Genomic DNA, 22,807 nt, shown 5'->3' with positions numbered 1-22,807 from the left:
CCAACGACTGTTTCTCCTCAGTCCATTAGCGATACTGATGCCGTGGACCCTCACCTGATCCGGACGTTCGTGACCGTGGCCCGCTGCGCGTCCTTCTCCACCGCCGCCGAGGAGCTGGGGTACACCCAGTCCGCGGTGTCCCAGCAGATCGCGGCCCTTGAGGCCGACCTCGGCGTGCCGCTGCTGAGCCGGCGGCCGGTGACGCCCACCGACGCCGGCCGCCGGCTGCTGGAGCACGCCGCGCCGATCCTGCTGCGCCTGGACGCGGCGCGCGCCGACATCCGCCGGGCTTCCGGCGCGCCGCCCGCCCACCTGCGGGCGGGCGCGTCGCCGCTGGCGGACAGCGGCCGCCTCGCCGAGGCGCTCGTGCGGGTGCGGCAATCGATGCCGCGCGTGTCGGTCGCGCTGTCGGTGCTCGGGCGCGAAGAGGTCGTCACCGGCGTCGCCCGCGGCGAGCTGGACCTCGGCCTGGTCGACGGCGTGACGGCGCCCAGCGACCCGCTGCGGTTGAGCGATGCCGGCGCGCTGACCACCGCCGTGGTCGGCGAGAGCCCGCTCGCGGTCGCGCTCCCGGCCGGCCATCCCCTGGCCGGTCGAGCCACCCTGCACCTGGACGACCTCGCGGACGCCTGGTGGATCGACGCCCCTGATGCCGCCACCCCGCTCGCTCAGCTCCGGGCGGTGGCCCGCGCCGACGGCTTCCGTTCCGCCTTCGGGTACGACGGCGCGGAGCTGTCCGTGCTGCTGGCGCTGGTGGCCGCCGGCGCCGGGCTCGCGCTGCTGCCCGAGTCGGTGGCCCGCGACCGGCCTGACGTGGCCGCGGTACGCCTCGCCGCCCCGGCTCCGGTGCACCGCACCGAACTGGTGCACGGCAGCCTCACCGGTCCCGCCGCCGCCTGCGCCCGCCTGCTCCAGCCCTGAGCCCGTCCGCCTCGCCTGGTGGCCGGCACTTCATGGGCGGGCAAACAGGCGGTACAGGGACCGGGGCCGGCGACGCGCGGTGAAGTGCCGCGCCGCTACGTTGGGCGGGGATGAGTGAGGTGAGCCCATTGATCCTGGTCACGGGCGCCGCCGGCAGCGTGGGAGCGGTCGGCCGGACCGTCGTGGAGACGCTGCGGCGTCAGGATCTCCCGGTCCGGGCGCTGGTCCATCGCGAGGACGAGCGCGCCGAGGCGCTGCGGGCCACCGGCGCCGAGGTCGTCGTCGCCGACATGACACGCGCCGCCGACGTCGTCCCCGCCGTGGACGGCGTGAGCCGGGTGTTCTTCAGCATGAGCGTCTCCCCGTCCTACCTGGAGGCCGCCCTCACCATGGCCACCGTGGCACGCGAGAGCCGGGGCATCGAGGCGTTCGTCAACCTCTCGCAGATGACCGTCTCAGGGATGACCACCACGAGCACGGAGGAGTCCCGCCAGCAGCGGCTGCACTGGCTCGCCGAGCAGGCTCTCGTGTGGTCCGGGCTGCCTCTCGTCGTCCTGCGGCCCACTGTGTTCCTCGAGCATCCGTTCTTCACCCTGTTCGCCGCCGCCTCCATCGCCGAGAACGGCGAGATCCGCCTGCCGTTCGGGCCGGCGCGCACGTCACCGGTCGCGGCGGGCGACGTGGCGGACGTGGCCTCGACCGTCCTCGCCGACCCGGCTCCGCACCTCGGCAAGGTGTACGAGCTGACCGGGCCGCGCTCGGAGGACATGAACGCCATGGCGGCGGAGTTCTCCGAGGCCCTGGGGCGGCGCATCACCTATGTGGACGTGCCGCTGGAGCGGTGGCTCGAGCAGGATCTCCGCAAGGCGAAGCTGCCGGAACACCTCGCCGACCACATCGCCACGATGGCGCGGCTCCACGCGCGGGGCCGCTACGCCCGCCTCACCGACGACGTCGAGACGGTCATCGGCCGCCCGGCGACCGGCGTCAGGGACTTCGTCGCGGGCCATGCGGCTCTCTACGGCCCCAGCTGATCGCCGCCGGCCCAGGCGGGTGCGTCAGTGTGCGTCGCCGGGGACGATCAGGCCGGTCTCGTAGGCGGCGATCACCGCCTGGGCGCGGTCGCGCAGCCCGAGCTTGGTCAGCACGTTGCTGACGTGCGTCTTCACCGTGTGCTCGCTGACCACCATGGTCTGCGCGATCTCGGCGTTGGACAGGCCGCGGGCGATCATCCGCAGCGTCTCCTGCTCGCGTGCCGTGAGCACGGCGAGCCGCTCGGACGGCGGCGCGGCGGGCCGGGCGGCCGCCCTGGAGGTGAACTCGGCGATCAGCTTCGTGGTCACCGACGGCGCGAGCAGCGACTCGCCGGCGGCCACCACCCGTACGGCGTGGACGAGGTCGTCGCGGCGGACGTCCTTGAGCAGGAACCCGCTCGCCCCCGCGCGCAGCGCGTCGTAGACGTAGTCGTCCAGGTCGAACGTGGTCAGCATGAGGACGCGGCAGCCGCTCTCCGCGCACACGATCCTGGCCGCCTCGATCCCGTCCATGACAGGCATGCGGATGTCGAGCAGGAGCAGGTCGGGAGCATGGTCGCGGACCGCCGCGACGGCCTGGGCGCCGTCGCCCGCCTCGGCGACGACCTCGAAGTCCGGCTGCGCGCCGAGGATCATGCTGAACCCGGCGCGTACGAGCTCCTGGTCGTCGGCGACCACGATGCGCACGCTCACGCCGCCACCGCCCGGCCGGTCACGGGCAGCCGTACGAGGACCCGGAAGCCCGGCCCGTCGGTGCGCCGGCCGATGTCGGCGGTGCCGCCGCAGGCCGCGGCCCGCTCGCGGATGCCGATCAGCCCGTTGCCGCCCGAGGGCAGCGAGGACGCGGAGCCGCCGCCGTTGTCGGTGATGTCGATCATGAGGGTGCCGTCCTGCCAGGCGAGTCTGATGTCGGCGCGGGTGGCGCCCGCGTGTTTGACGATGTTGGTGAGGGCTTCCTGGGCTATCCGGTACGCTGCGACCTCCGCGTCGGGAGGCAACGGCCCGGGTTCGCCGGAGGTGGAGTATGCCACGTCGAGCCCGGCGGCCCTGACCTGGTCCACCAGGTCGGCGACCGCGGCGATCGTCGGCTGTGGCGCACGCGGGCCCTCCTCCTTCTTGAGGACGTTCAGCAGCCGCCGGAGCTGGACCATGGCGTCGCGGCCCGCGGCGGCGATCGCGTCGAAGGCCGCCTCCGCCCTGGCCGGGTCGTTCCTGACCACCACCGGTCCCGCCTCGGCCTGGACCACCATGAGGCTGACCGCGTGGGCCAGGATGTCATGCATGTCGCGGGCGATCCTGGCCCGCTCGCGTTCGGCGGCCCGCTCGGCCTCGGCCTCGCGTTCGCGGGCCAGCTTGGCGGCCCGTTCCTCCAGGGCGGCGGCGTGGGCGCGGGAGACGGCGGCGGCCCGGCCGATGGCGTACGCGGCGACGAAGAGCACGACTCCGCGCATCGCGGTCTCGTACGAGCCCACCAGGAGCAGGCCGCCGCCGACCGCGAAGGCGATCATGATCCGTCTCGGCCATCTGGCGGAGTGGGCGGCCACGGTGTAGAGCGCTATCAGCGCGCCGTACCAGATGGGCTGGGCGGCCACGGCGTCCACGGCGTCGTAGCACGCGCCCACGCCGAGGCTGACCACCAGGACGGTCACGGGCGCGCGCCGCCGCCAGACCAGCGGCACCGTGGCGGCGACCACGACGACGTAGCCCCACCAGTGCCAGGGACCGCCGCTGGGGTTGTCGCGGGTCAGGAGCGGCCACATCTGCACGACCAGCACCAGGCCGGCCAGCGCGGCGTCCAGCCAGATCGGCGGCAACGCGCTCGACCACCGCCGGACCGGCGCCAAGAACCTCAGATCAGACACAAGGCCCAATCCTGCCTTCCTTGTCACGCGAGGGCGGCGGCGGGCCTGGGCGCGGTGCCGGCCGCCCGGGCGAGCGGGATGAAGGAGATGAGCAGGCAGACGGACCCGAGCGGGATGAGGTCCAGGTCGATGAACGGCAGGACGAGGTAGGCCAGCACCAATGCGGGCGTCCACGCCTTGACCCGGCGCATGACCGCGAGCTGCCCGACGAGGGCCAGCTGGCCGACGTAGAAGAGGATCGGCACGGCGTCGTAGACCACGAACGACACCCCCGGGACCTCCTTGACCTGCTCGAACAGGCCGCTCATGGCGGCGTGGTCGGCGGACAGGAACCCGACCGCGATGTCGATGCCGAACTGCGCGAGCAGCGCCACGACGCCCGCGGTCCCGACCACCGCGCTCACCGTGGCCAGGGTGTTTCCGCCGGCCATCCGCCGCATCTGCCAGAAGATGTGGACGAACAGGACGAGAGCCGCCATGAACGCGAGATGGCCGGTGGTCCACGCGAGGCCGGGCCCGCGACTGCCGTCGAGACCGTCGAGGATGCGGATCGCACCGTAGGCGAACACGAGGACGGGCGCGGCGATGAAGGAGAAACGGGAGTTCATGGCGGAAATTCTCCGGCTCGCCGGGGGTGGCGGGCATCGCCGGTAGGGGCGATTCCGGGGCTCACTCTCAAGAGTGAGTACGAATCGGTAGTACCGGTCTTATGGCCTAGAATCCGACGAATGTTCCCCGCCCCCGCCCGGCTGGCCTGGTTGGACGCCCTGCGGGGGCCGGCAGCGCTGGCCGTCACCATGCACCACGCCGGCTGGACCTTCGTTCCGGCCCTCTGGACGGAAGTGGACCGCCGGATCGATCTCGGCACGTGGGGCGTGTTCGTGTTCTTCCTGGTCAGCGGCTACATCATCCCCGCCTCCCTGGAACGGCGCGGCGACCTGCGCGCCTTCTGGACCGGCCGGGCCTTCCGCCTCCTCCCCCTGCTGCTCGCCGCCTGCGGGCTCGCGCTCGTCCTCGCTCTCGCGGGCGTGTTCCCCCTCGAGCCGACGCTCGGCGAGCGCCCTCTGCCCGTGGTGGCGCTCGGCAACCTGACGATGCTGCAGGAACTGCTCAACCTGCCGGCCGTCGTCAACGTGACGTGGACGCTCTCGTACGAGATGGCGTTCTACCTGATGAGCGTCGCGCTGTTCGAGACCCGCCAGGCGCACAGGTCGGCGGGGATCGCCATCGCACTGGCGCTGGCCGCCGTGCCCCTGGGGCTGCTGCTGCCGGGGGCGACGATCGGCGGCCGGGCCGACCTGGCCGCCGCGCTGCTCGCCCTCGCGGTCGTCGCGGCCGTCGCGGTGACCGCGCTGGGGCGCGGCAGGGCACGTACGGCGGCCGCGGTCGCGGGCGGTCTCCTCGGGCTCGCGCTGGTGGTCCTGGGCAGCCGGGCCGGCACCTGGCAGGGTGTGATCATCCTGGCCACGATGTTCGCGGGAACGGCGGTGCACCGCGCCGAGCAGGGAGCGATCTCCTGGCGCACGGCCGCGGCCGCGGTGGCGGTGGTGCTGGCGTGCGGGGTCCCCGCCAAGGACGATCCGGCCTGGGCGCCGGCGATCGTCCTGGCGTACGGCGCGTTCGCGCTGGCGTTCGCGCTGCGCCGACGGGCCTTCCCGCGCTGGCTGACGGGCCTCGGCGTGATCAGCTTCTCCCTCTACCTGCTGCACCCGATCCTGCTGCACGTGGTCCCGCACCTGGCGCTGTTCTACCTGGCCCTGATCCCGCTCAGCCTCCTCACCTACCACCTGATCGAGGCCCCGGCCCAGCGCCTCGGCAGGCGTCTGGCCGGCCGCGCCACGGAGCACTCATGACGCCGCGTACCTGCGGATCTTCGGCACCGCCTGGTCGCGGCGGGCCGCCTCCAGCCTGACCCGCTTCTTCAGCTCCTTCCTCTGCCGGAGGAACGACCGGGCGCGGTCCCGGTTGCTGCCGGCCAGACTCCAGTCGTTGAGCGCCCGCTCCACCTCGACCTCCAGCCGGTCGCCCGCGCCGCTCCCCCGTCCCACCAGCATGACGTGCTCCTGCCCGCCGGTCTCCGAATACCGGTGGAACGTCAGGCATACCGGCCCGGGCACGACCGTCACTCCGGCGGGCAGCAGCAGGTCGAAGCCGCGTTCGGTGCGGACGGCGGACCGGGCGCGCACCGGCAGCGGGAGCCCGTCGGCCACCGTCGACACGACGGGGACGCCGAGGCGCAGCGCCCGGTCGGCGTGGGGCCGCCAGTCGGCCGGCGGGACCGATCGGCTCGGCAGTCGCGGCCCCGACGGCGGCAGGTCGGACCGAGGGAAGGCCGCCTCTCCCAGGCGGGTCCAGGTGCGGGGCTCGCGGGCGAGGTCGCCCTCGGGCCACCAGGTGACGCGCTCGGGTGTCACCTCGATGTAGATGCGGGCGAAGTACCAGGCGAACCGCTTGATCAGGAACCAGGGCAGGCCGTCGAACGCGCCCGGGGTCTTGGCCATCGACTCGCGTACGTACCGGTCGGTGTTGCCCTGCAGGTCGGCGTCGCGTACGGTGGCCCGGCCCTGGACGAGCACCATGGGCGGCCGCTCGAGGCCGCTGCCCGTGGGGTCGGAGTACAGCAGCGCCACGCGCGGGTCCCGGCGGGCGCGTTCGGCCTTGTCGGGGTAGGACAGGCCGGTCGTGACGTCGAGCGTCCCGTCCCGGCCGGCGTACGGCGTGACCGGCCAGGTCACCGGGCGTCCGGCGCGGGTCAGCGAGGTGTACTCGCAGACGAGCGAGCGGTCCAGCACCTGCCGGACCTCCGCGGGCACGGTGACGAGCGTCGGCGAACGACCTTCGGTGATCATCATGGTGTCTCCCTCCCATCCTTCGGGAGACAGCGTGCGGCACGTCTCTTCCCCACGACTTGGCGCGCGCTTGGCGGCCTCTTGCGGCCCAGTACAGCCTGGTGCTCGCCGCCTGCAGCCGCGACGCCGCCCGTTTCCCGACCCCGACCGCTTCGGCCCCGACCGCTTCGGCCCCGACCGGCAGGACAACCAGCACCTCGAGTTCGATGCCATCATCCCGGCATAAACGGAGGGTCGTTTTCCCTCGACGCCCGTCCTTCATGCGACCTGTCACGGCGCTCTGACAGGTCGTAAGTAGATTTTTTACTCATATGTGTCATTTGCGAGGTATCGCCCTCTAAACTTCATGGATGCGTTATGTCCCTTTTGCCCTGATTGCCGCTGCGTCGCTCGCGTTCAGCGCGACGCCCGCGGTGGCCATCACGAACGGCTCGGCCGACGGTGGGACGCACCCTGAAGTAGGGGCTCTCGTCGCCAAGAAGCAGTACGAGGACGGCACATGGACGTACTGCACGGGCACGCTCATCTCGCCGACGGTCTTCCTCACCGCCGCCCACTGCGGGGGGCACAAGCTCAAGACCGCCCGGGTCACCTTCGCCAGCCAGTACAAGCCCGGGACGCCCGTCTACACCGGCCGTTACATCGCCGACCCGCGCTACAACGGGAAGTCCAGCAACCACGACATGGCCGTCGTGGTCTTCAAAACGCCCATCCCGGGCATCACGCCCGCTCAGCTGCCGACTGCCGGGCTGCTCGACCAACTCAAGGCCAACAAATCCCTTAAGTCCGCAGGTTTCACTCCTGTCGGATACGGCTCGCTGCTCCCGGTAAAGAAGGGGCGTCACCAGCAATTCAAGTACACCGACGCGCGCCACCAGGCCACCATTTCCTTCAAGGGCCTGTCGCGCAGGTGGCTTGACCTCTCCCTGTCCGCCAAGGGCGACGGGAGCACCTGCTTCGGTGACTCGGGCGGACCCAACTTCCTGGGCGGACCTGACTCGCACCTCCTCGTGGCCACCACGATCAGCGGTGCCGACGACGCCTGCAAGGCGACGAACTACGACTACCGCCTGGACAGCGCCACGGCCCGGCACTTCCTCGGCAAGTACGTCACCCTGCCCTGACCCCGTCCACGCGAGCGCCCGGCACGGGGATCGCGCTCAGCCGTCCTGCGCGGGCGAGCGAGGCGATTCCACGTCGTCCGGGCCCGCGCCGGCCACGGGAACGGGCGCCGTCACCTGATCGGCCCTGGGCTGCGGCACCTGATCGACGAGCGTCTGGATCGCCGTCCTGCGCCGCTCGATGCCCGCCGCGTCAATGCTGATCCGCCGTCTGCCCCGGCTCTTGTCATCCGCCACGGTCGGGAGCGTACTGATCCGGAGACCAAGGCCGGGTCACGAGCACGCCCGCATTCCCCCGGCCGGCCCGGCCTACTCGATGACCAGGTTGACCGGGATGTTGCCCCGGGTGGCGTTGGAGTACGGGCACACCTGGTGGGTGGCCTCGACGAGCTCGCGGGCCGCCTCCGGCGAGAGGGTGTCGGGCAGCTCCACCCGGAGCGTGGCGTCGAGCTGGAATCCGCCCTTGCCGTTGGGCGAGAGGCCGATCTCGGCCGTGACCGACGCGTCCGAGACGTCGAGACCCTTGCTCGAGGCCACCAGCCGCATCGCCGAGGCGAAGCAGGCGGCGTAACCGGCGGCGAAGAGCTGCTCGGGGTTGGTGCCCTCGCCGTCGCCGCCGAGCTCCTTCTGCAGCCCCAGCTTGACGTCCAGCTTGCCGTCCGAGGTGACCGCGCGGCGGTCACGCCCGGCGGAGGTCGCGATGGCGGTGTAGATGCTCATGTCCATTGCCCCTTTGTTCTAGACAGACCTGTCTGTCTGCCAACGAGAGAAGACTAGACAGATCTGTCTGGTATCGTCAACTCGTGAGCGCAGAAACGTTGAAAGGCAGCCGCCCCGGCTCGGCGCGCACCCGCGTCCTGGAGACCGCGACGCGCCTGTTCTACGCGGAGGGCGTCCACTCGGTCGGGATCGACCGGATCATCGCCGAGGCGGGCGTCGCCAAGGCGACCTTCTATCACCACTTCCCGAGCAAGGACGACCTGGTCCGCGCCTATGTGGAGGAGCAGAGCTCACTGCAGCGCACCCTGGTCGCCGGGATGCGTGCCGGCTCGCCGCGCGAGCAGCTGCAGGGCATCTTCGCTTTCATGTGCGACTTCGGCGCCGGTCCCGGCTACCGCGGCTGCCCCTTCGTCAACACGGCGGCCGAATATCCCGATCCGGCCCATCCCGTACGGCAGGCCATCGCCGATCACCGCCGCTGGAACCGCGAGGTGTACCGCGACCTGCTGGCAGCCGACGGCCACCCCGACGCGGAGCGGACCGCCGACATCCTCCTGCTGCTGCGGGACGGGCTCGTGGTCGGCTTCGACCTCGACGACCCCGCCACGGTCCGCGCCGCCGTCATGGAAGCCCTCGCCAGAGCGATCGGATGAGGCCAGCGGCGGCGATCTTTGACAGGCGGCTGTCCGTCTCTTGGTCTTGACGGCCGCATGATCGGGAGAGAAGTCCGATCATGCAGATCACAGCTGTCAAGCCGCGCGGCGGAGCCGGCCTTGGTCACCGCGGCCGGTGGTGGCGGCTCTGCGGGATCGCCCTGCTGACCGCCGCCGTGACGGCGGTCCCGGTGCAGGCAGCCGATCGTCCGGCAGCCCCGGCACGGCCGGCTCTTCGGGCCGCCGCGTTGCCGCCCGACGGGGCGTCGACCGGCGGCCTGGACGGGTTCACCCCGATCCTGTACACGACCACGCCGGACACCGGTTCGATCCCGCAGGCGTGGTTCATCGCCCATCACGCCAAGAACTTCCAGGCGCCCAAAGTGAGTTGCGTGATCGTGTCCTCCGGAGAGCTGTGCGGGGACGCGAACGGGAATTTCACGGAGTGGCCCAAGCGGCTCAGCATCGGCACTGGCCCTCTGGGGAGCGAAACCAGTTATCTGCTGGCCACGACGCAGCTCCCGCAGTTCGTGACCGATGGACTCGACTCGCGGGTGGTGCGCTACCCCGTTGTGACCGTGGAGCCGGTTGCCGGCTTCCCCAACGGCTCCGTCGGGGTGGGGTGCCTGAACATGCAGTCGCAGACCAACTGCGGCTACACGCCGTTGGCGCCGAAGACCGACATCCCAGGAGTGAGCAATGTCAACGGCCTGACCGGCTTCGTGCAGGTGGGTGACTCCCTGTACGGCACAGCCACCGACGGCCGGCAACTGTGCTACCGCATCACCGTCGGGGGCGCCTGCCCCGGCCAGCCGTTCGCCGGCAACACCCCGCCCAACAACGACAGAGCGTTTCTGGGCCCCAGCGACTACCGCGGCACCACCTCGGTGATCGACGGCAAGATCTACATCACCTCCGACGGCTCCGACCGCGCCCGGACCACCTGGCCGCACCCGGTGACGCTGACCTGCTTCGACCCGGCTTTCAACGTCCCCTGTACAGGTTGGACACCCGTATTCGTCCAGTACCGTGATGCCTACCGCATCCTGGCCATCTTCCCGCGCTACAGCCCGGATGGCACCGTCCAGCCAGGGGTCTGCACGATCGCCGGCAACAAGACCCCCGCTCCGCCCATCGTGAACTGCTACGACGGGACCGGCAACGGGGCGCCCCCGCCGCTCGGCCTGAGCGAGGTGTTCCCCGCCGGAGGCGCCCGCAGCGTGGTGTTCCAGCCGTTGACCATCAAGCTGAGCGACGACCTTCGCACCTACTTCCCCTTCTACACCGAAGATCGCACATACCTCGGACAGACAGTCTGTTACAGCTGGACCTATGCGACCGCGTGCGAGCGATCAGGTGATCTTCCCGGTTTTCCCAACCCTCTCTCACATTGGAACGTCAACGGCGGAGACACCCACAACTACGGCTACGCCTACAGCCCCGCCCGCGCCTGCGTCTACGGCGGCGGCGACACCGGCTATGTCTTCGGTTTCAACCCCGTCACCGGAGGCACCGGCTGCTGAACTCGACACTCGGGCTCTCAGCCGGCCAGGGGCGCGACGGCGCGCATGCGCTCGATGCGGCCTCAGCGCATGACGCAGAACTCGTTGCCCTCGGGATCGGCCATGGTCACCCACGCGTCGTGCTCGGCCAGCACGCGTGCGCCCAGCCCGGCCAGCCTGCGCACCTCCGCCTCCGTGTCGTCGGCCGTGAGGTCGAGATGCAGGCGGTTCTTGACCACCTTGGGCTCGGGCACGAGCGTGAAGAAGAAGCGCGGCCTGACCCCGGGCCCGGCCTCCACCAGCACGCTCGGATCGTCCTCGGGATCGTCGATGCCGTTGCTCCGCAGGCGCGCCAGCTCGGCCTCGTCGTACGGGGCCACCTGGTAGCCCTCGAGCGCCTGCGCCCAGAAACGGGCGAGAGAGGCGGGATGCCGGCAGTCGATGACGATGTCGTGGATGCGCGCCATGATCACATACTGTCACCGTCCCCCGACCGCCACCACTGCGCTCCGGAATCGGTCGTGCCGCGACGGTATTGACACCCAGTTGAGCCGGTGTTTACATGTGGCCCCAAGCTGTGATCTACGCGATTGCGCCGACTCGGGGAATTGCGGGCAATTTCCATATGGCGCCCCCAACCCTCGGCTGGCAGCGGAATGGGGCGCGCTGAGTATGAGGCCGATGCTGCGAGCAGAGAACCTCACCAAACGATTCGGCTCACTGGACGTGGTGAGCAATGTCAGCTTCGCGGTGCGCGCGGGGGCCGTCACCGGCTTTCTGGGGCCCAATGGGGCGGGCAAAACGACGACGCTCCGCCTTTTCCTCGAGCTCGTCCATCCCACCTCAGGCTCGGCGCTCATCGACGGCCGGCCGCTCCACGAGTGGCCGGCGCCCGGCCGCAAGGTCGGCGCGGTGCTGGACGGCCATTGCGCGCACCCCGGCCGCCGGGCCATCGACAGCGTGCGCTGGGCGGCCCGGCTGGCCGGCGCCGGAGCGGACGCCGAGGGGTTACTCGGCCGGGTCGGCCTCGCCGAGGCGGCCGGCCGGCGCACCGGTGCCTTCTCCCGCGGCATGCTGCAGCGTCTCGCGCTGGCCATCGCGCTGGCCGGCGACCCGGAGATCGTGATCCTGGACGAGCCCATGAACGGCCTCGACGCCGAGAACATGGCCTGGATCAAGACCGTCCTGCGCGGCTTACGCGACGAGGGGCGCACCGTGTTCATCGCCAGCCGCCTGCTGGCCGAACTGGAGGACCTGGTGGACGATCTGGTGGTGATCGCGCAGGGCAACGTCGTGGGCAGCGGCTCGGCCGGGGCCTTCATCGACCGCTTCCAGCCGCAGGCCGTCAGCGTCCTGTCGGACCAGCCGCAGGCCCTGGGGATCGCGGTGAGCCGGGCCGGCGGGCAGATCCTCGACACCAACGGGCAGCGCGTCCTGATCAGCGGCCTGACCTCCATCCAGCTGGACGAGATCGCGCACGACGCGGGGATCGCGCTGTTCGGCGTCACCGAGGAGAGCGGACCGAGCGCGGCTCTGAGCCCGGACCTGGGCCCGGCTGTGCACACGCCCGTCGCGGACGTGGCCGGCATCGTGGGCGAGGTCTGCTAGACCCGGTCCTCACATGACCGTCCCGGAGCCCCCGAGGCCCCCGTCCTCAGAGTGCCCTGGGCAGCCAGGCCGTTGCCGTGGATGAAGGCGCGGGCCATCTTGGCCCTGGACGCGGTGCGCTGCATCCCCGAGACCCGGGCGATCTCCTCAGCGGTCGCCAGGTCGTCGTAGGCGGCCTTGGGGTCGCCCAGCAGGATCCGCGTCGTACCCAGATCCAGGAGGATGTCCGACTGCACCACCCGATCGCCGATGTGGATGGCGATCTCCAGTGCCTCGATCAGCTTCGGGTAGGCCTTCTCCGGCGTCCCGGCCTTGGCCGCGTGCATGGCCACCGCGCGGCGGATGCGGGCCTCGCTGCGCAGGCTGCCCGCGTCGCGGCACAGGCCGAGCGCGCGGTCCAGACAGTCCTTCGACGCGGCCCTCTCCCCCGTGCTGTGCAGCACCGACGCCAGCCCGACCAGAGCCTCGGCCTCGGCGATCACGTCGCCGCTGCGGTGCAGCGCCGCCACCGCCTCCTGGTAGACCTCCCGCGCCGTGATCGGGGCCTGGTTGACGCGGTCGAGGTCGCCGACCAGGCGCAGGGTCAGCCCGCGGCCGTGCTCGTCGCCCAGGCGCCGGAAGATCTTCAGCGCCTCCTCCAGGTGACAGGCGGCGCCGGTGTGGTCGCCTACCAGCAGGGCGCGGTAGCCCAGGGAGTACGTCAGAACGGCCTGGCCGCGCAGGTTGGCCGCGTTCCGGACACTGGCCAGGGCGATCTGGTGCGACTCCAGCCAGACGTCGAAGCGGGCGCCCGCCTCGAAGAGCGCCAGCGGCGCGATGGCCAGCTCCCAGCAGGTCTCGGGGAAGGCCACGGCGCGGCGTACGAGGGCGAGGTTGATGTCGATGTTCGCCTCGAACCAGGCCGAGCCGCCGCCCGTCCACGCCCGGGCCGCGGCGGGCCGGTAGCGGGGCGCCGTACCGCGCGGTATCGAGTTGTCCTTGCCGCGCATCGAGGCGTGGGCGGCGTCGGTCATGGCCAGCCAGCCGCCGAAGGCGCGTCCCACGGCCGCGATCAGGTCCCGCTCGTCATCCTCCATGCGGGCGCGGGCGTCACCGAAGCCGAGCAGCAGCTCGTGGCAGTGGTAGCGCTCGCCGCCCGCGAGTGCGGTGACGAAGTGGGTCTCGGCCAGCTCCTCCAGCAGCACCTCGGCGGTGTCCACGGACACGTCCGCGAGCGCGGCGGCGAGCGGGGCGGTGAGTTGGGTGATGCCCAGGAAGCCGATCCTGCGGATGAGTGACCGCGACTCGGCGGGCAGGGCCTCGTATCCGGCCATCAGCGCCGGAGTGATGCTCTTGCCGCCGTACCGCAGCTCGCCGAGGATCCTCGCCGGGCAGGACAGGCGTTCGGCCAGGCGCTGCAGGGTCAGGTGCGGCCGGGCGGCCAGCTTGGCCGCCACGATGTCGAGGGCCACCGGCAGCCCGGCGCACAGCTCCACGATCCGGTTGGCCGCCGCGGGCTCGGCCTGCATCCGCTGCCGGCCCGCCCCCGTGGCCAGCAGGGTGCGCGCGGCCGGGGCCTCCAGCCGGGAGACGGTCACCGTGAGGGCGTCGCGCGGCAGGGCGAGCGGCGAGCTGCTGGTCACGAGCACGGCACAGCCGGCGTGCCCCGGGAGGAAAGGCTGTACCTGCCCGGGGTCGGTCACGCCGTCCAGCACGATCAGCACATGACGTACGGCCAGGACGCTACGCAGGAAGGCGGCACGCGCTCCGACACCCTCGGGAATCTCCTCGGCCGCCACTCCGAGCGCCGTCAGGAAGCCCGCCAGCACCTCGCCGGGATCGCTCAGATCGTCGGCGAACAGCTGCCCGTCGGGGAAGCGACCGGCCACCCGGTGCGCCGCCTCCAGGCTCACCGTGGTCTTGCCGACGCCTCCCGAGCCGGTGACCACCACCAGGGGTGAGGTCCCCCGCTCGGTCAGTCCCTCGATGATGCGGCGTACCTCGCCGTCCCGCCCGGCCAGCACGCCCGGACGGGCGGGCAGCTGCCTGGGCAGGTCCATGACGGGATGCGGCAGCTCCAGCGCGGAGTCCTGGCGGAGGATCTGGAGCCTCAGGTCGCGCAGCGTGGGGCCGGGATCCGTGCCGAGCTCCTCCCGCAGCTGCTCCTCCAGGTCGGTGAAGGCCTGCAGCGCCTCACTGCCCCGCTGGGAACGGTAAAGGGCGATCATGAGCTGGGCCCAGAAGCGTTCCTTCAGCGGGTGCTGGTCGGTCAGGTGCTGGAGCTCTGCGATCACCGCGCGGTGCCGTCCGAGCGCCAGGTCCGCGTCGATGCGGGCCTCGACGGCGGCCAGCCGCCGTTCGTTCCAGACGGCCGCCTCCGTGACGAACGCCTCGCTGTCCAGACCGGCAAGCGCAGGTCCGCGCCACAGCTTGAGCGCGGCGTCCAGGGTCTTGGCGGCCTGGGCGTGGTCGCGCTTCTCGGCCAGCAGACACGCCTGGTCGTACATGCGCATGAACACGAAGGCGTCGATGCCGTCCTCTGCCGCCTCAAGCTCGTAGACGTTGTCGTGCACGTCGATCGTCACACCGCTGCGCCTGAGTTCGCCGACACCCCGGTGGACCTGATTTCGGGCACTCTTTGTAGGGGAGTCGCCATAGATCGCGTCAATGAGGCTGTCAACCGATGCCGAGCGCGTGGGGCTCAGCAGCAGATGGGCCAGCACCGCACGCGATCGACGGGTGGCCAGCCTGATCTCACTTCCCTGTCTCCATATTGTCGGTTGCCCCAGGATTCCGTAGTGCATCAAGAGCACTTGTCCCCTCCGTCGCTCCCCGACCATCTCCCACACGGATAGCTATGTCGTCGTTTCGGGCGTACTCACCTCGGTTGTCACAAGTGTGAGGATCACGACTTGCAGCTGACTTTCGGATCACCTTAATGCCCGTCGTCTTGGCGACCTCTCAGAGGCGTTTTTCCTGCAAGGAGCGCTAAATATACGTTTGTCGCTTTCGCTGCATGATAGATGTCACATCGCCCCAATGACATAGGCGCCTACCGGGCAAAACGGCTCCAGAGTCAGACTCCTGGTATGTCCACAGAGTCGCCTATCCGAGTTCTCCTCGCCATCGACGAGCAGCAGACTCGGCGGGTGCTGGCCGCCCTGCTCAGCCTGGAGGAGGGCATCCAGGTCATCGCCGAGATCGGACATGGGGACGACGTCGTCGACGCGGTCCGGCGGTACCGGCCCGACGTGGCCGTCATCGACGCCGAGCCGCCCGGCAGCGACGGCCTGACCGCCGCCGTGCTGATCGGCGGCCGCTGCGCGATCGTCGTTCTGACCAGCTTCGGCAGGCCGGGATACCTTCGCCGGGCGATGGCCGCGGGGGTGGGGGGTTTTCTCGGCAAGGACGCCTCCGCCGACGAGCTGGCGGCGGCGATCCGCAAGGTGGCCGCCGGCGGCCGGTATCTCGACACCGAGCTCGCCGCCGCCTCGATGACGACAGCGGACAGCCCGCTCTCCGAGCACGAGCGCGACGCGCTGCGCCTGGCAGGTGGCGGGGCCACGATCACGAAAATCGCCGTCGAGCTCCACGTGTCCGAAACCATGGCACGCGGGCTCGTCTCCAGCGCGATGACCAAACTCAACGCTGAGGGCCATCACGAAGCCGTCCACACCGCACGGCGACAGGGCTGGCTGTGACGCGATCCGACAACCACATCCAGACAAGTCGCACAGACGCGGACGGGAATCATGCACGGCGAGCGCGATGAACGGTTTCAGCGCGACACCAACGACGAGGTCACGGTGGAAGTAAACGGGGAAGAAGTCGGCCTGGATCCGGATCGCACGCGTACCATCCGCTATCCGCCGCCGAACCTGTCCAAGGGAGCGGACGAACCGTCTCCGTCTGTTCCTGAGCCTCCCATGTGGTGGCAGGAATCGGGGGACGGCCATGACCGGCGGCTCGGACATTTCGCTGCCGACGACGCTGACGGGGAGCTCACGAGGAAGACGCCGCCCATCGACCCTTTGAGCTCGCTCCAAGGGCTGGGGTCCTTCCCCCCGCCGCCCACGCTCAACCCGCCGGTCTGGAACCCACCGGCGTGGGAGCCGCCGGCCTGGACGCCGCCGACCGGGGGCCCGCCTCCGGCGCCGGCCGTCCCGGGCTCCGCTGACGTACCGACCCCGCCGGAGCACCCGCGCCCGGAGGCGCCGGCCGCGCCTGAGGTGCCGGTCTTCCCGCCGCCTCAGCACGGCGAGCCCGAGGTGCCGGTCTTCCCGCCGCCCCAGCACGGCGAGCCCGGGCCGCCGCCCCCTGCGGACATCCCGCCGGCCGGCACGTCCTCGGAGAGCCTGCGCCCCGACCGGCTGCTGCGCACGCGACGCCGCCCGCCTGTCGGTGGCTGGCGCAGGGCCGTCTTCAACCTGACCGGCGGCCTGATCCATCCCCAGGACTCCAAGGCGGAACGACACCGCCAGGAGCTGATCGAGCGCATCAGGCAACCGGTCGCCGCGGGCCACTTCAGGGTCGCGGTGATGAGCCTCAAGGGCGGCGTGGGCAAGACGACCACGACCATCGGCCTGGGCGCCACGCTCGCCCACCATCGGGGCGACCGCGTCATCGCGGTCGACGCCAACCCGGACCGGGGCACCCTGTCGGAGAAGCTCCGGGTGGAGTCGCCGGCCACCGTACGGCACCTGCTCAACGACCGCGCGGGCATCTGGCGCTACGCCGACGTGCGCTCGTACACCTCCCAGGCGCCCTCGCGGCTCGAGGTGCTGGCCTCCGACCGGGATCCCGCCATTTCCGAGGCGTTCAACGCCGACGACTACCGCGCGGTCGCGCAGATCCTGGAGCGGTTCTACTCGATCGCCATCACCGACTGCGGCACCGGCATGCTCCACTCCGCGATGAGCGCGATCCTGGACATGTCCGACCAGATCGTCCTGGTCAGCCCGGTCACCGTGGACGGCGCCAGGTCCGCGTCGGCCACCCTCGACTGGCTGCAGGCCCACGGTCACCAGGACCTCGCCGCGAGCGCCGTGGTGGTGCTGTCAGCGGTGAAGAACCCGCGGAGAAGCGCCGTCAACATCAACGAGCTGAAGGACCACTTCACCAAGCGCTGCCGGGCGGTGATCGGCGTGCCGTTCGACCCGCACCTGGAGCAGGGCTCGGAGGTCGACCTCGACCTGCTGCGCACCGCCACCCGGGACATGTACCTGGAGGTGGGGGCCACCATCGCCGACCGCTTCGGCCCGGGAGCGGCCACATGACCTCCCTGCTCAGCGTCACCGACCTGTCCAGATCGCCGGGCCTGGAGGAGGTGTCGTTCACCGTCGAGCGCGGCGAGGTCGTCTGCGTGGTCGGCCCGCCGGGCAACGGCGGCGCCACGCTGATGGAGTGCCTGGCCGGCACGGGCGAGCCGGACGCGGGCCACATCGAGCTGCTGGGCGTGACGGTCGGCCCCGGTGACCGGCGCCCGCCGGGGCTGGGCGCCGCCCTGCGAGGTGAGGCCCTCCCGGCCCGGATGAAGGTCGCCGAGGCCCTGCGGCTGCTCTCCCGCCTGTACGGGACGCGCGGCCTGCCGGGGCGCCTGGTCGACCTGCTCGACCTGGAGCCGCTGCTGCCCAAGCGCTTCGGCCGCCTCACCGACGGCCAGCGCAGGCGGGTCATGATCGGCCTGGCCCTCGTGGGCAACCCCGAGCTGGTCCTGCTGGACGACCCGACCGCCGGCCTCGGGGAGGGCAGCAGGCGCCGCATCGAGCAGGCCGTCGACGAGGTGCGCGCCGCTTACGGCGGCGTCTGCGTCGTGCTCGACGACCTGGCCCAAGCCGAGCGGCTGGCCGACCGGGTGGTCCTGCTGCGCGCGGGCCGCGTACTGGCCGAGGGCACGCCGAGCCGGCTGATCAAGCTGCTCGGCTCGACGTACGTCATGGGCGTGCCCCCGCACCTGCGGGTGGACCGGCTCCGTGACGTGCGGGTGCTGCGCGGCGCGGCCGCCACCTACCTGTACGGCTCGCGCCCGGCACTGGAGGCCGCCATCCAGGACCTGTCGCCGATGAGCGGCGACCGGGTCTGGTCGATTCGCCCGCCCACGCTCAGGGACGCCTATCTCACGCTGTCGGCCGTGCCCGAGCCTGCCGCCTTGGAGGCATGAGGATGGCCGCGACAACCTTGACCGAACGGCCCGCGGGTGACGTGCGGGTGACCGGGACGGTGTGGACCCTCGTACGCGCGCAGCTGGCGCTGCTGCTGCGCACGCCGGTCGTGCTGGCGGCCGTGTTCGCCCTGCCGTTCGCGGTGCTGCTGGTGCTGATGCTGGTCATCGGCTTCCGCTTCCCCACGATCGAGTTCGGGGCGATGCCGGGGGTAAGGGTCATCGACCGGCTGGTGCCCGAGATGGCCGGGACGGTCGCCGCCGCGGCCGGGATCCTGGTGATCACGCTGCACCTGTCCGAGACGCGGGCCACCGGGATGCTCAGGCGGCTGCGGCGCACCCGCATGCGGGAGGCGTCGTACCTCACGGCTCAGGCGATCGTGGCCGGTGCGCTGGTGGCGGCGTCCACGCTGCTCTTCATGGTCGTCACCTTCGTCGTTTACGGCCTGCCCCGCTCCTGGCACCCGCTGTACCTGGCGGGCGCGCTGCTGGTGGTGACGTACTGCTCGGTCAGCGCCGGGCTGCTGCTCGGCGGCCTGCGGATGTCGCGCACGGGGGCCAGGGTCGCCGCGCCGCTCTGCTTCGCGCTGCTGTTCCTCGGCAGCGGGCTCGGCGTGCCGCGCGAGGGCTGGGAGGGCGTGGCGCCGTGGTTCTACCAGGTCACCACGGTCAACCCGCTGGCCCAGCTCAACGATTTCGTCTTCCACGCCTATCAGGGGCGGCTGGCGGACACCTGGCCCGCCGTGGCCGGGCTGCTCGCCACCGCCGTCGTCGTGAACGTCATGACCAGGCGGGTCTTCGACTGGGAAGGTACGTCATGAAACGAGTACTGGCAGGCATGGCCGCGCTCGTACTGCTGGTCGGCGGGTGCGCGCAGCGGGACGAGCGGCACCCCATCGCGATCGCCATCGCCGGCACCCCGCAGGCCGCCGTCGCCAAGAAGGCCGCGCCCAAGGCGGCGCCGACGGCGGCGGGCGACGCGAACGACGCGATGCTCAAGCTCGCCCAGTGTCTGCGCCAGAACGGCATCGACGTGCCCGACCCCGGCTCTCCCGAGGAGAAGACGTGGAAGTACACCGGGGATCAGGCGACCTTGGAGAAGGCCGTGAAGGCGTGTGAGAAGTACGCCTCCCAGATCCCCAACCCCCTCAATGACCCGAAGGCCCGCGACCAGCTCATCCAGTACGCGCGGTGCATGCGGGAGCAGGGCATCGACATGCCCGACCCGCCCCAGGTCAACAACAACCTCGACCCCGACGACCCGAAGCTGCAGAAGGCGGCGGAGGCCTGCGCCAAGCTGATACCGGGGATGGAGGGCGGCCAGTGAACGGGGCACTCAAGGGAGCCTTGGCGGCCCTGGGCACCGTGGTCGTCGGCAGCGCGGTCACCGCGGGCGGCGTGTTCGCCTCGGCGGCGCTGTTCGACACCGGTCCGCAGGCGAAGGTGGCGCCCACGCCGACCGCGCGGCCTGTCTCGGCGGCCACCGCGGCGATCACGCGCGGCGACCTGGTGGACGAGGAGAGCGTGGACGGCAAGCTCACCTACGCCGACAGCCGTACGATCAAGTCAGCGTCCGGGGGGACGATCACCAGTCTGCCGGCGGAGGGCCAGGTCATCAGGCGCGGCAAGAGCTTCTACGCCGTGGACCGCCGCCCGCGCGTCCTCATGTACGGCAAGCTCCCCGCGTACCGGACGCTCAAGGACGGGGCCAAGAAGGGCCCGGACGTCAAGCAGCTCGAGCAGAACCTGCGCGCCCTCGGCTTCGGCCGCGGCGTGACGGTGGACAACCGCTTCACCGACGCGACGGCCCGTGCCGTACGGCGATGGCAGAAGAAGAACGGGATGGAACGGACCGGGAAGGTGACCACGGCGGACGTCGTCTTCCTGCCGGAGGCGGTCCGCGTCGCCAAGACGAACGTGGAGGTCGGCGACCAGGTCGGCGCCGTGCGGCCGATCCTGGACATCACCGCCACCGACCGCCTGGTCCGCATCAACCTGGACGCCGACAAGCAGGACCTGGCCAAGAAGGGCAGGAAGGTCACCGTCAAGCTGGCCGACGGCAGGGGCGTCACCGGCAGGATCAGCAAGGTGGCCAAGGTCGCCCAGGTGGCCAAGGGCTCCGACAACCAGGAGAAGAGCGCCACGGTCGAGGTCGAGATCAAGGTCGCCGCCAAGTCTCTCGGGTCGCTGGACGAGGCGCCGGTGACCGTCGAGCTGACCAGGCAGCGGGCCGAGAACGTGCTCACCGTGCCGGTGGAGGCGCTGCTGGCGCTGCCCGAGGGCGGCTACGGCATCGAGATCGTCGATCAGGGCGCGGCCAGGCGGGTGCCGGTGCGGACCGGCGCGTTCGGCAACGGCCGGGTCGAGGTGAGCGGCCCCGGGCTGGCCGAGGGCGTGAAGGTGACGGTGTCGGGCCGATGAACGTCCTGGAGATCCGCGGCGTCAGCAAGACGTACGGCCGGGTGCACGCGCTCCGCAACGTGGACCTGACCATCCGCAAGGGCGAGATGGTCTCCATCGTCGGCCCGTCCGGCTCGGGCAAGTCCACGCTCCTGCAGATCGCGGGCACCCTCGACCGGCCGACCTCGGGCACCGTACGGGTGGCCGGCTACGATGTGAGCACGCTGTCCGACAGCCAGCTCTCGGCGCTCCGCGCCCGCTTCATCGGCTTCGTCTTCCAGCAGTTCCACCTCTCCCCCAGCCTGTCCGCGCTGGACAACGTCGCCGACGGCCTGCTCTACACCGGCCTGTCCAGGCGGCAGCGGCGGGAACGGGCCGAGGTGGCGCTCGACCTGGTAGGGCTCTCCCACCGCCTGGGCCACCGGCCGAACCAGCTGTCCGGCGGGCAGATGCAGCGGGTGGCGGTCGCCCGCGCGGTGGCGGGGCGGCCGCCGCTGCTGCTCGCCGACGAGCCCACCGGCAACCTGGACTCCGAGGCGGGCGCCGAGGTGCTGTCGCTGTTCCGGACGTTGAACGCGCGGGGCATCACGATCGCGATCATCACGCATGACACCGAGGTGGCCATGGCCTGTCCGCGGCGCATCCGCGTACGCGACGGCCTGGTCAGATCCGAGGTCTCATGACGGCGGGACCACGCGGACGGCGGGGGGATTCATGAGCACGGCGGGGATTTCGTGAGCACGCTGCGGGGGGATTCATGAGCACGGCGCTGCGTCCGGCGCGGCTGCGGACGACGGACATGGCCCGGCTCGGCACCTCGGGCCTGCGTGCCAGGCCCGCCCGGGCGATCCTCGCCGCGCTGGGCATCGCGATCGGCATCGCCACCATGGTCACGGTGGTCGGCATCTCGGCCTCCAGCCAGGCGAAGCTCCTGCGCCAGCTCGACGAGCTCGGCACCAACCTGCTCAGGGTCTCCCCGGGCGACAGCCTCTTCGGCGACAAGGTCAAGCTCTCCAAGAACGCCGCCGAGATGGTCAAGCGCATCGACGGTGTCACCAGCGCGAGCCAGACCGCCGAGACCGGCACCACGGTCCGCCGCAACGACCTCATCCCCAGCGGCATCTCGCTGGGCATCACGGTCCAGGCCACCAGCCTCGACCTGCTCACCACGCTCGACGGCCGGGTCCGCCAGGGCACCTGGCTCAACGCCGCCACCGAACGCCAGCCCGTGGTGGTGCTCGGCGCGGTGGCCGCCGAACGGCTCGGCCTGCTCACCCCCAACGCCCAAGTCTGGATTGACAACAGGTGGTTCACGGTCATCGGCGTCCTGGACAAGACACCGCTGGCCGAGGAGATCGAGCGGTCGGCGCTGGTGGGCTTCCCCGCGGCCAAGGAGTACCTGAACCATGACGGCCACCCCACCACCGTCTACGAGCGCTCGGCCGACGAGGCGGTGGAGAGTGTACGGGCGGTGCTGGCCCGCACGGTCAGCCCGGAGAACCCGAACGAGGCCAAGGTGAGCCGGCCGTCGGACGCGTTGAAGGCCAAGGCCGCCGCGGCGGGCGCGTTCACCGGGCTCATGCTCGGGCTGGGGGCGGTCGCCCTGTTCGTCGGTGGCGTGGGGGTGGCCAACACGATGGTGGTCGCGGTGCTGGAGCGGCGCAGGGAGATCGGCCTGCGCAGGTCGTTCGGGGCCACCAGGGCTCAGGTACGCAACCAGTTCCTGGTCGAGGCGCTGCTGCTGTCGGCCTTCGGCGGCGGGGCGGGGGTGCTGCTGGGGGCGCTGGCCACGTTCGTCTATGCCCAGCTCAACGGGCTGCCGACGGTGGTGCCGCTGTGGGCGCTGGGCGGCGGGCTGGGCATCACGGTGGTGATCGGCGCGCTGGCGGGCATTTATCCGGCGCTCCGCGCGGCCCGCGTCCCTCCGACCGTGGCCCTGAGCGCCTGACAGCGTTTCGACCGGCGGGACGGGCGCAGGCCGGCGAACGGGGCAGCCGC

The 22,807-nt window shown here is 71.3% G+C and carries 23 protein-coding genes; 15 read left to right on the top strand and 8 right to left on the bottom strand.

The annotated features are described in order from the left end of the window. The first annotated feature begins 42 nt into the window (after nucleotides 1–42). Nucleotides 43–921 carry a LysR family transcriptional regulator gene (locus AB0J64_RS26570; protein WP_364032039.1) on the top strand — a complete coding sequence of 293 codons (879 nt, stop codon included), beginning with the start codon at nucleotides 43–45 and terminating at the stop codon, nucleotides 919–921. A gap of 110 nt (nucleotides 922–1,031) precedes the next feature. Continuing rightward, a complete protein-coding gene (locus AB0J64_RS26565) occupies nucleotides 1,032–1,955 on the top strand; it encodes an NAD(P)H-binding protein (protein WP_364032036.1) in 924 nt (307 codons plus the stop codon). A 24-nt stretch (nucleotides 1,956–1,979) separates the two neighbouring features. Here AB0J64_RS26565 and AB0J64_RS26560 read toward each other — a convergent pair whose 3' ends face one another. Genes AB0J64_RS26560 through AB0J64_RS26550 form a run of 3 tightly spaced genes read right to left on the bottom strand, consistent with a single transcriptional unit; the run spans nucleotide 1,980 to nucleotide 4,425 of the window. Next, nucleotides 1,980–2,648, bottom strand: a complete 669-nt coding sequence (locus tag AB0J64_RS26560; protein ID WP_364032033.1) for a response regulator transcription factor — start codon at nucleotides 2,646–2,648, stop codon at nucleotides 1,980–1,982. After that, nucleotides 2,645–3,817 (bottom strand): histidine kinase, encoded by a 1,173-nt coding sequence (locus AB0J64_RS26555; RefSeq protein WP_364032030.1) that lies wholly within the window; start codon nucleotides 3,815–3,817, stop codon nucleotides 2,645–2,647. The genes AB0J64_RS26560 and AB0J64_RS26555 overlap by 4 nt, the downstream gene beginning before the upstream one ends. 23 nt (nucleotides 3,818–3,840) lie before the next feature. Then, entirely contained in the window at nucleotides 3,841–4,425 is a 585-nt protein-coding gene (locus AB0J64_RS26550) for a hypothetical protein (protein WP_364032028.1), read from the bottom strand. A 120-nt stretch (nucleotides 4,426–4,545) separates the two neighbouring features. Between AB0J64_RS26550 and AB0J64_RS26545 the strand changes: the two genes are divergently transcribed. Further along, on the top strand, nucleotides 4,546–5,670 hold the full coding sequence (locus tag AB0J64_RS26545; protein ID WP_364032025.1) for an acyltransferase family protein: 1,125 nt from the start codon (nucleotides 4,546–4,548) through the stop codon (nucleotides 5,668–5,670). Here the strand turns inward: AB0J64_RS26545 and AB0J64_RS26540 are convergent. Further along, nucleotides 5,665–6,669 (bottom strand): hypothetical protein, encoded by a 1,005-nt coding sequence (locus tag AB0J64_RS26540; protein ID WP_364032022.1) that lies wholly within the window; start codon nucleotides 6,667–6,669, stop codon nucleotides 5,665–5,667. The two genes, AB0J64_RS26545 and AB0J64_RS26540, sit on opposite strands and share 6 nt — an antisense overlap. A gap of 347 nt (nucleotides 6,670–7,016) precedes the next feature. On the opposite strand from AB0J64_RS26540, the gene AB0J64_RS26535 reads away from it, so the two are divergent. Next, nucleotides 7,017–7,790 carry a trypsin-like serine protease gene (locus tag AB0J64_RS26535; RefSeq protein WP_364032019.1) on the top strand — a complete coding sequence of 258 codons (774 nt, stop codon included), beginning with the start codon at nucleotides 7,017–7,019 and terminating at the stop codon, nucleotides 7,788–7,790. A 36-nt stretch (nucleotides 7,791–7,826) separates the two neighbouring features. Here AB0J64_RS26535 and AB0J64_RS26530 read toward each other — a convergent pair whose 3' ends face one another. Continuing rightward, nucleotides 7,827–8,024, bottom strand: coding sequence for a hypothetical protein (locus tag AB0J64_RS26530; protein ID WP_364032016.1), 198 nt, complete (start codon nucleotides 8,022–8,024; stop codon nucleotides 7,827–7,829). A gap of 72 nt (nucleotides 8,025–8,096) precedes the next feature. Continuing rightward, nucleotides 8,097–8,507, bottom strand: coding sequence for an organic hydroperoxide resistance protein (locus tag AB0J64_RS26525; RefSeq protein WP_364032013.1), 411 nt, complete (start codon nucleotides 8,505–8,507; stop codon nucleotides 8,097–8,099). 83 nt (nucleotides 8,508–8,590) lie between these two features. Between AB0J64_RS26525 and AB0J64_RS26520 the strand changes: the two genes are divergently transcribed. Both AB0J64_RS26520 and AB0J64_RS26515 read left to right on the top strand, forming a co-directional pair. Then, on the top strand, nucleotides 8,591–9,160 hold the full coding sequence (locus tag AB0J64_RS26520) for a TetR/AcrR family transcriptional regulator (protein ID WP_364032010.1): 570 nt from the start codon (nucleotides 8,591–8,593) through the stop codon (nucleotides 9,158–9,160). An 80-nt stretch (nucleotides 9,161–9,240) separates the two neighbouring features. Beyond that, nucleotides 9,241–10,683: a hypothetical protein gene (locus AB0J64_RS26515; RefSeq protein ID WP_364032007.1), complete on the top strand. Its 1,443-nt coding sequence runs from the start codon at nucleotides 9,241–9,243 to the stop codon at nucleotides 10,681–10,683. Between the two features lie 62 nt (nucleotides 10,684–10,745). Here AB0J64_RS26515 and AB0J64_RS26510 read toward each other — a convergent pair whose 3' ends face one another. Beyond that, entirely contained in the window at nucleotides 10,746–11,129 is a 384-nt protein-coding gene (locus tag AB0J64_RS26510) for a VOC family protein (RefSeq protein WP_364032004.1), read from the bottom strand. Nucleotides 11,130–11,343: 214 nt separating this feature from the next. Between AB0J64_RS26510 and AB0J64_RS26505 the strand changes: the two genes are divergently transcribed. Then, the gene (locus AB0J64_RS26505) at nucleotides 11,344–12,270 is read left to right on the top strand and encodes an ATP-binding cassette domain-containing protein (RefSeq protein WP_364032001.1); all 927 of its coding nucleotides are present in this window, start codon (nucleotides 11,344–11,346) and stop codon (nucleotides 12,268–12,270) included. Here AB0J64_RS26505 and AB0J64_RS26500 read toward each other — a convergent pair. Continuing rightward, on the bottom strand, nucleotides 12,267–14,834 hold the full coding sequence (locus AB0J64_RS26500; RefSeq protein WP_364031998.1) for a BTAD domain-containing putative transcriptional regulator: 2,568 nt from the start codon (nucleotides 14,832–14,834) through the stop codon (nucleotides 12,267–12,269). The two genes, AB0J64_RS26505 and AB0J64_RS26500, sit on opposite strands and share 4 nt — an antisense overlap. Before the next feature lie 504 nt (nucleotides 14,835–15,338). Here AB0J64_RS26500 and AB0J64_RS26495 point away from each other — a divergent pair. The 8 genes from AB0J64_RS26495 to AB0J64_RS26460 all read left to right on the top strand — a co-directional run bounded on the left by AB0J64_RS26495 (nucleotide 15,339) and on the right by AB0J64_RS26460 (nucleotide 22,757). Then, a complete protein-coding gene (locus AB0J64_RS26495) occupies nucleotides 15,339–15,950 on the top strand; it encodes a response regulator transcription factor (RefSeq protein ID WP_364031995.1) in 612 nt (203 codons plus the stop codon). A gap of 225 nt (nucleotides 15,951–16,175) precedes the next feature. Continuing rightward, entirely contained in the window at nucleotides 16,176–17,525 is a 1,350-nt protein-coding gene (locus AB0J64_RS26490) for a MinD/ParA family protein (protein WP_364031992.1), read from the top strand. Next, nucleotides 17,522–18,409: an ABC transporter ATP-binding protein gene (locus AB0J64_RS26485; protein WP_364031989.1), complete on the top strand. Its 888-nt coding sequence runs from the start codon at nucleotides 17,522–17,524 to the stop codon at nucleotides 18,407–18,409. The genes AB0J64_RS26490 and AB0J64_RS26485 overlap by 4 nt, the downstream gene beginning before the upstream one ends. A 2-nt stretch (nucleotides 18,410–18,411) precedes the next feature. After that, entirely contained in the window at nucleotides 18,412–19,230 is an 819-nt protein-coding gene (locus tag AB0J64_RS26480) for an ABC transporter permease (RefSeq protein WP_364031986.1), read from the top strand. Then, nucleotides 19,227–19,736, top strand: a complete 510-nt coding sequence (locus AB0J64_RS26475) for a hypothetical protein (protein ID WP_364031983.1) — start codon at nucleotides 19,227–19,229, stop codon at nucleotides 19,734–19,736. Before AB0J64_RS26480 ends, AB0J64_RS26475 begins: the two co-directional genes overlap by 4 nt. Beyond that, entirely contained in the window at nucleotides 19,733–20,830 is a 1,098-nt protein-coding gene (locus AB0J64_RS26470; RefSeq protein WP_364031980.1) for a peptidoglycan-binding protein, read from the top strand. The genes AB0J64_RS26475 and AB0J64_RS26470 overlap by 4 nt, the downstream gene beginning before the upstream one ends. After that, nucleotides 20,827–21,492, top strand: a complete 666-nt coding sequence (locus AB0J64_RS26465; protein ID WP_344985854.1) for an ABC transporter ATP-binding protein — start codon at nucleotides 20,827–20,829, stop codon at nucleotides 21,490–21,492. The genes AB0J64_RS26470 and AB0J64_RS26465 overlap by 4 nt, the downstream gene beginning before the upstream one ends. A 74-nt stretch (nucleotides 21,493–21,566) precedes the next feature. Beyond that, entirely contained in the window at nucleotides 21,567–22,757 is a 1,191-nt protein-coding gene (locus AB0J64_RS26460) for an ABC transporter permease (RefSeq protein ID WP_364031976.1), read from the top strand. The last annotated feature ends 50 nt before the right edge of the window (nucleotides 22,758–22,807 follow it).

The organism is Nonomuraea sp. NPDC049695 (assembly GCF_040674955.1).
Taxonomy (GTDB): Bacteria; Actinomycetota; Actinomycetes; order Streptosporangiales; family Streptosporangiaceae; genus Nonomuraea; species Nonomuraea helvata.
Note: the sequence above shows the minus strand (reverse complement) of the source record. Positions and strands in the feature narration are given on the sequence as shown.

Bases quoted from the DNA above. Each gene is read 5' to 3' on its own strand.
- AB0J64_RS26510 (WP_364032004.1), bottom strand. From the start codon at position 11,129: ATGGCGCGCATCCACGACATCGTCATCGACTGCCGGCATCCCGCCTCT.
- AB0J64_RS26550 (WP_364032028.1), bottom strand. From the start codon at position 4,425: ATGAACTCCCGTTTCTCCTTCATCGCCGCGCCCGTCCTCGTGTTCGCC.
- AB0J64_RS26515 (WP_364032007.1), top strand. From the start codon at position 9,241: ATGCAGATCACAGCTGTCAAGCCGCGCGGCGGAGCCGGCCTTGGTCAC.
- AB0J64_RS26490 (WP_364031992.1), top strand. From the start codon at position 16,176: ATGTGGTGGCAGGAATCGGGGGACGGCCATGACCGGCGGCTCGGACAT.
- AB0J64_RS26480 (WP_364031986.1), top strand. From the start codon at position 18,412: ATGGCCGCGACAACCTTGACCGAACGGCCCGCGGGTGACGTGCGGGTG.
- AB0J64_RS26540 (WP_364032022.1), bottom strand. From the start codon at position 6,669: ATGATGATCACCGAAGGTCGTTCGCCGACGCTCGTCACCGTGCCCGCG.
- AB0J64_RS26545 (WP_364032025.1), top strand. From the start codon at position 4,546: ATGTTCCCCGCCCCCGCCCGGCTGGCCTGGTTGGACGCCCTGCGGGGG.
- AB0J64_RS26535 (WP_364032019.1), top strand. From the start codon at position 7,017: ATGCGTTATGTCCCTTTTGCCCTGATTGCCGCTGCGTCGCTCGCGTTC.
- AB0J64_RS26505 (WP_364032001.1), top strand. From the start codon at position 11,344: ATGCTGCGAGCAGAGAACCTCACCAAACGATTCGGCTCACTGGACGTG.
- AB0J64_RS26485 (WP_364031989.1), top strand. From the start codon at position 17,522: ATGACCTCCCTGCTCAGCGTCACCGACCTGTCCAGATCGCCGGGCCTG.
- AB0J64_RS26525 (WP_364032013.1), bottom strand. From the start codon at position 8,507: ATGAGCATCTACACCGCCATCGCGACCTCCGCCGGGCGTGACCGCCGC.
- AB0J64_RS26460 (WP_364031976.1), top strand. From the start codon at position 21,567: ATGAGCACGGCGCTGCGTCCGGCGCGGCTGCGGACGACGGACATGGCC.
- AB0J64_RS26465 (WP_344985854.1), top strand. From the start codon at position 20,827: ATGAACGTCCTGGAGATCCGCGGCGTCAGCAAGACGTACGGCCGGGTG.
- AB0J64_RS26475 (WP_364031983.1), top strand. From the start codon at position 19,227: ATGAAACGAGTACTGGCAGGCATGGCCGCGCTCGTACTGCTGGTCGGC.
- AB0J64_RS26495 (WP_364031995.1), top strand. From the start codon at position 15,339: ATGTCCACAGAGTCGCCTATCCGAGTTCTCCTCGCCATCGACGAGCAG.
- AB0J64_RS26565 (WP_364032036.1), top strand. From the start codon at position 1,032: ATGAGTGAGGTGAGCCCATTGATCCTGGTCACGGGCGCCGCCGGCAGC.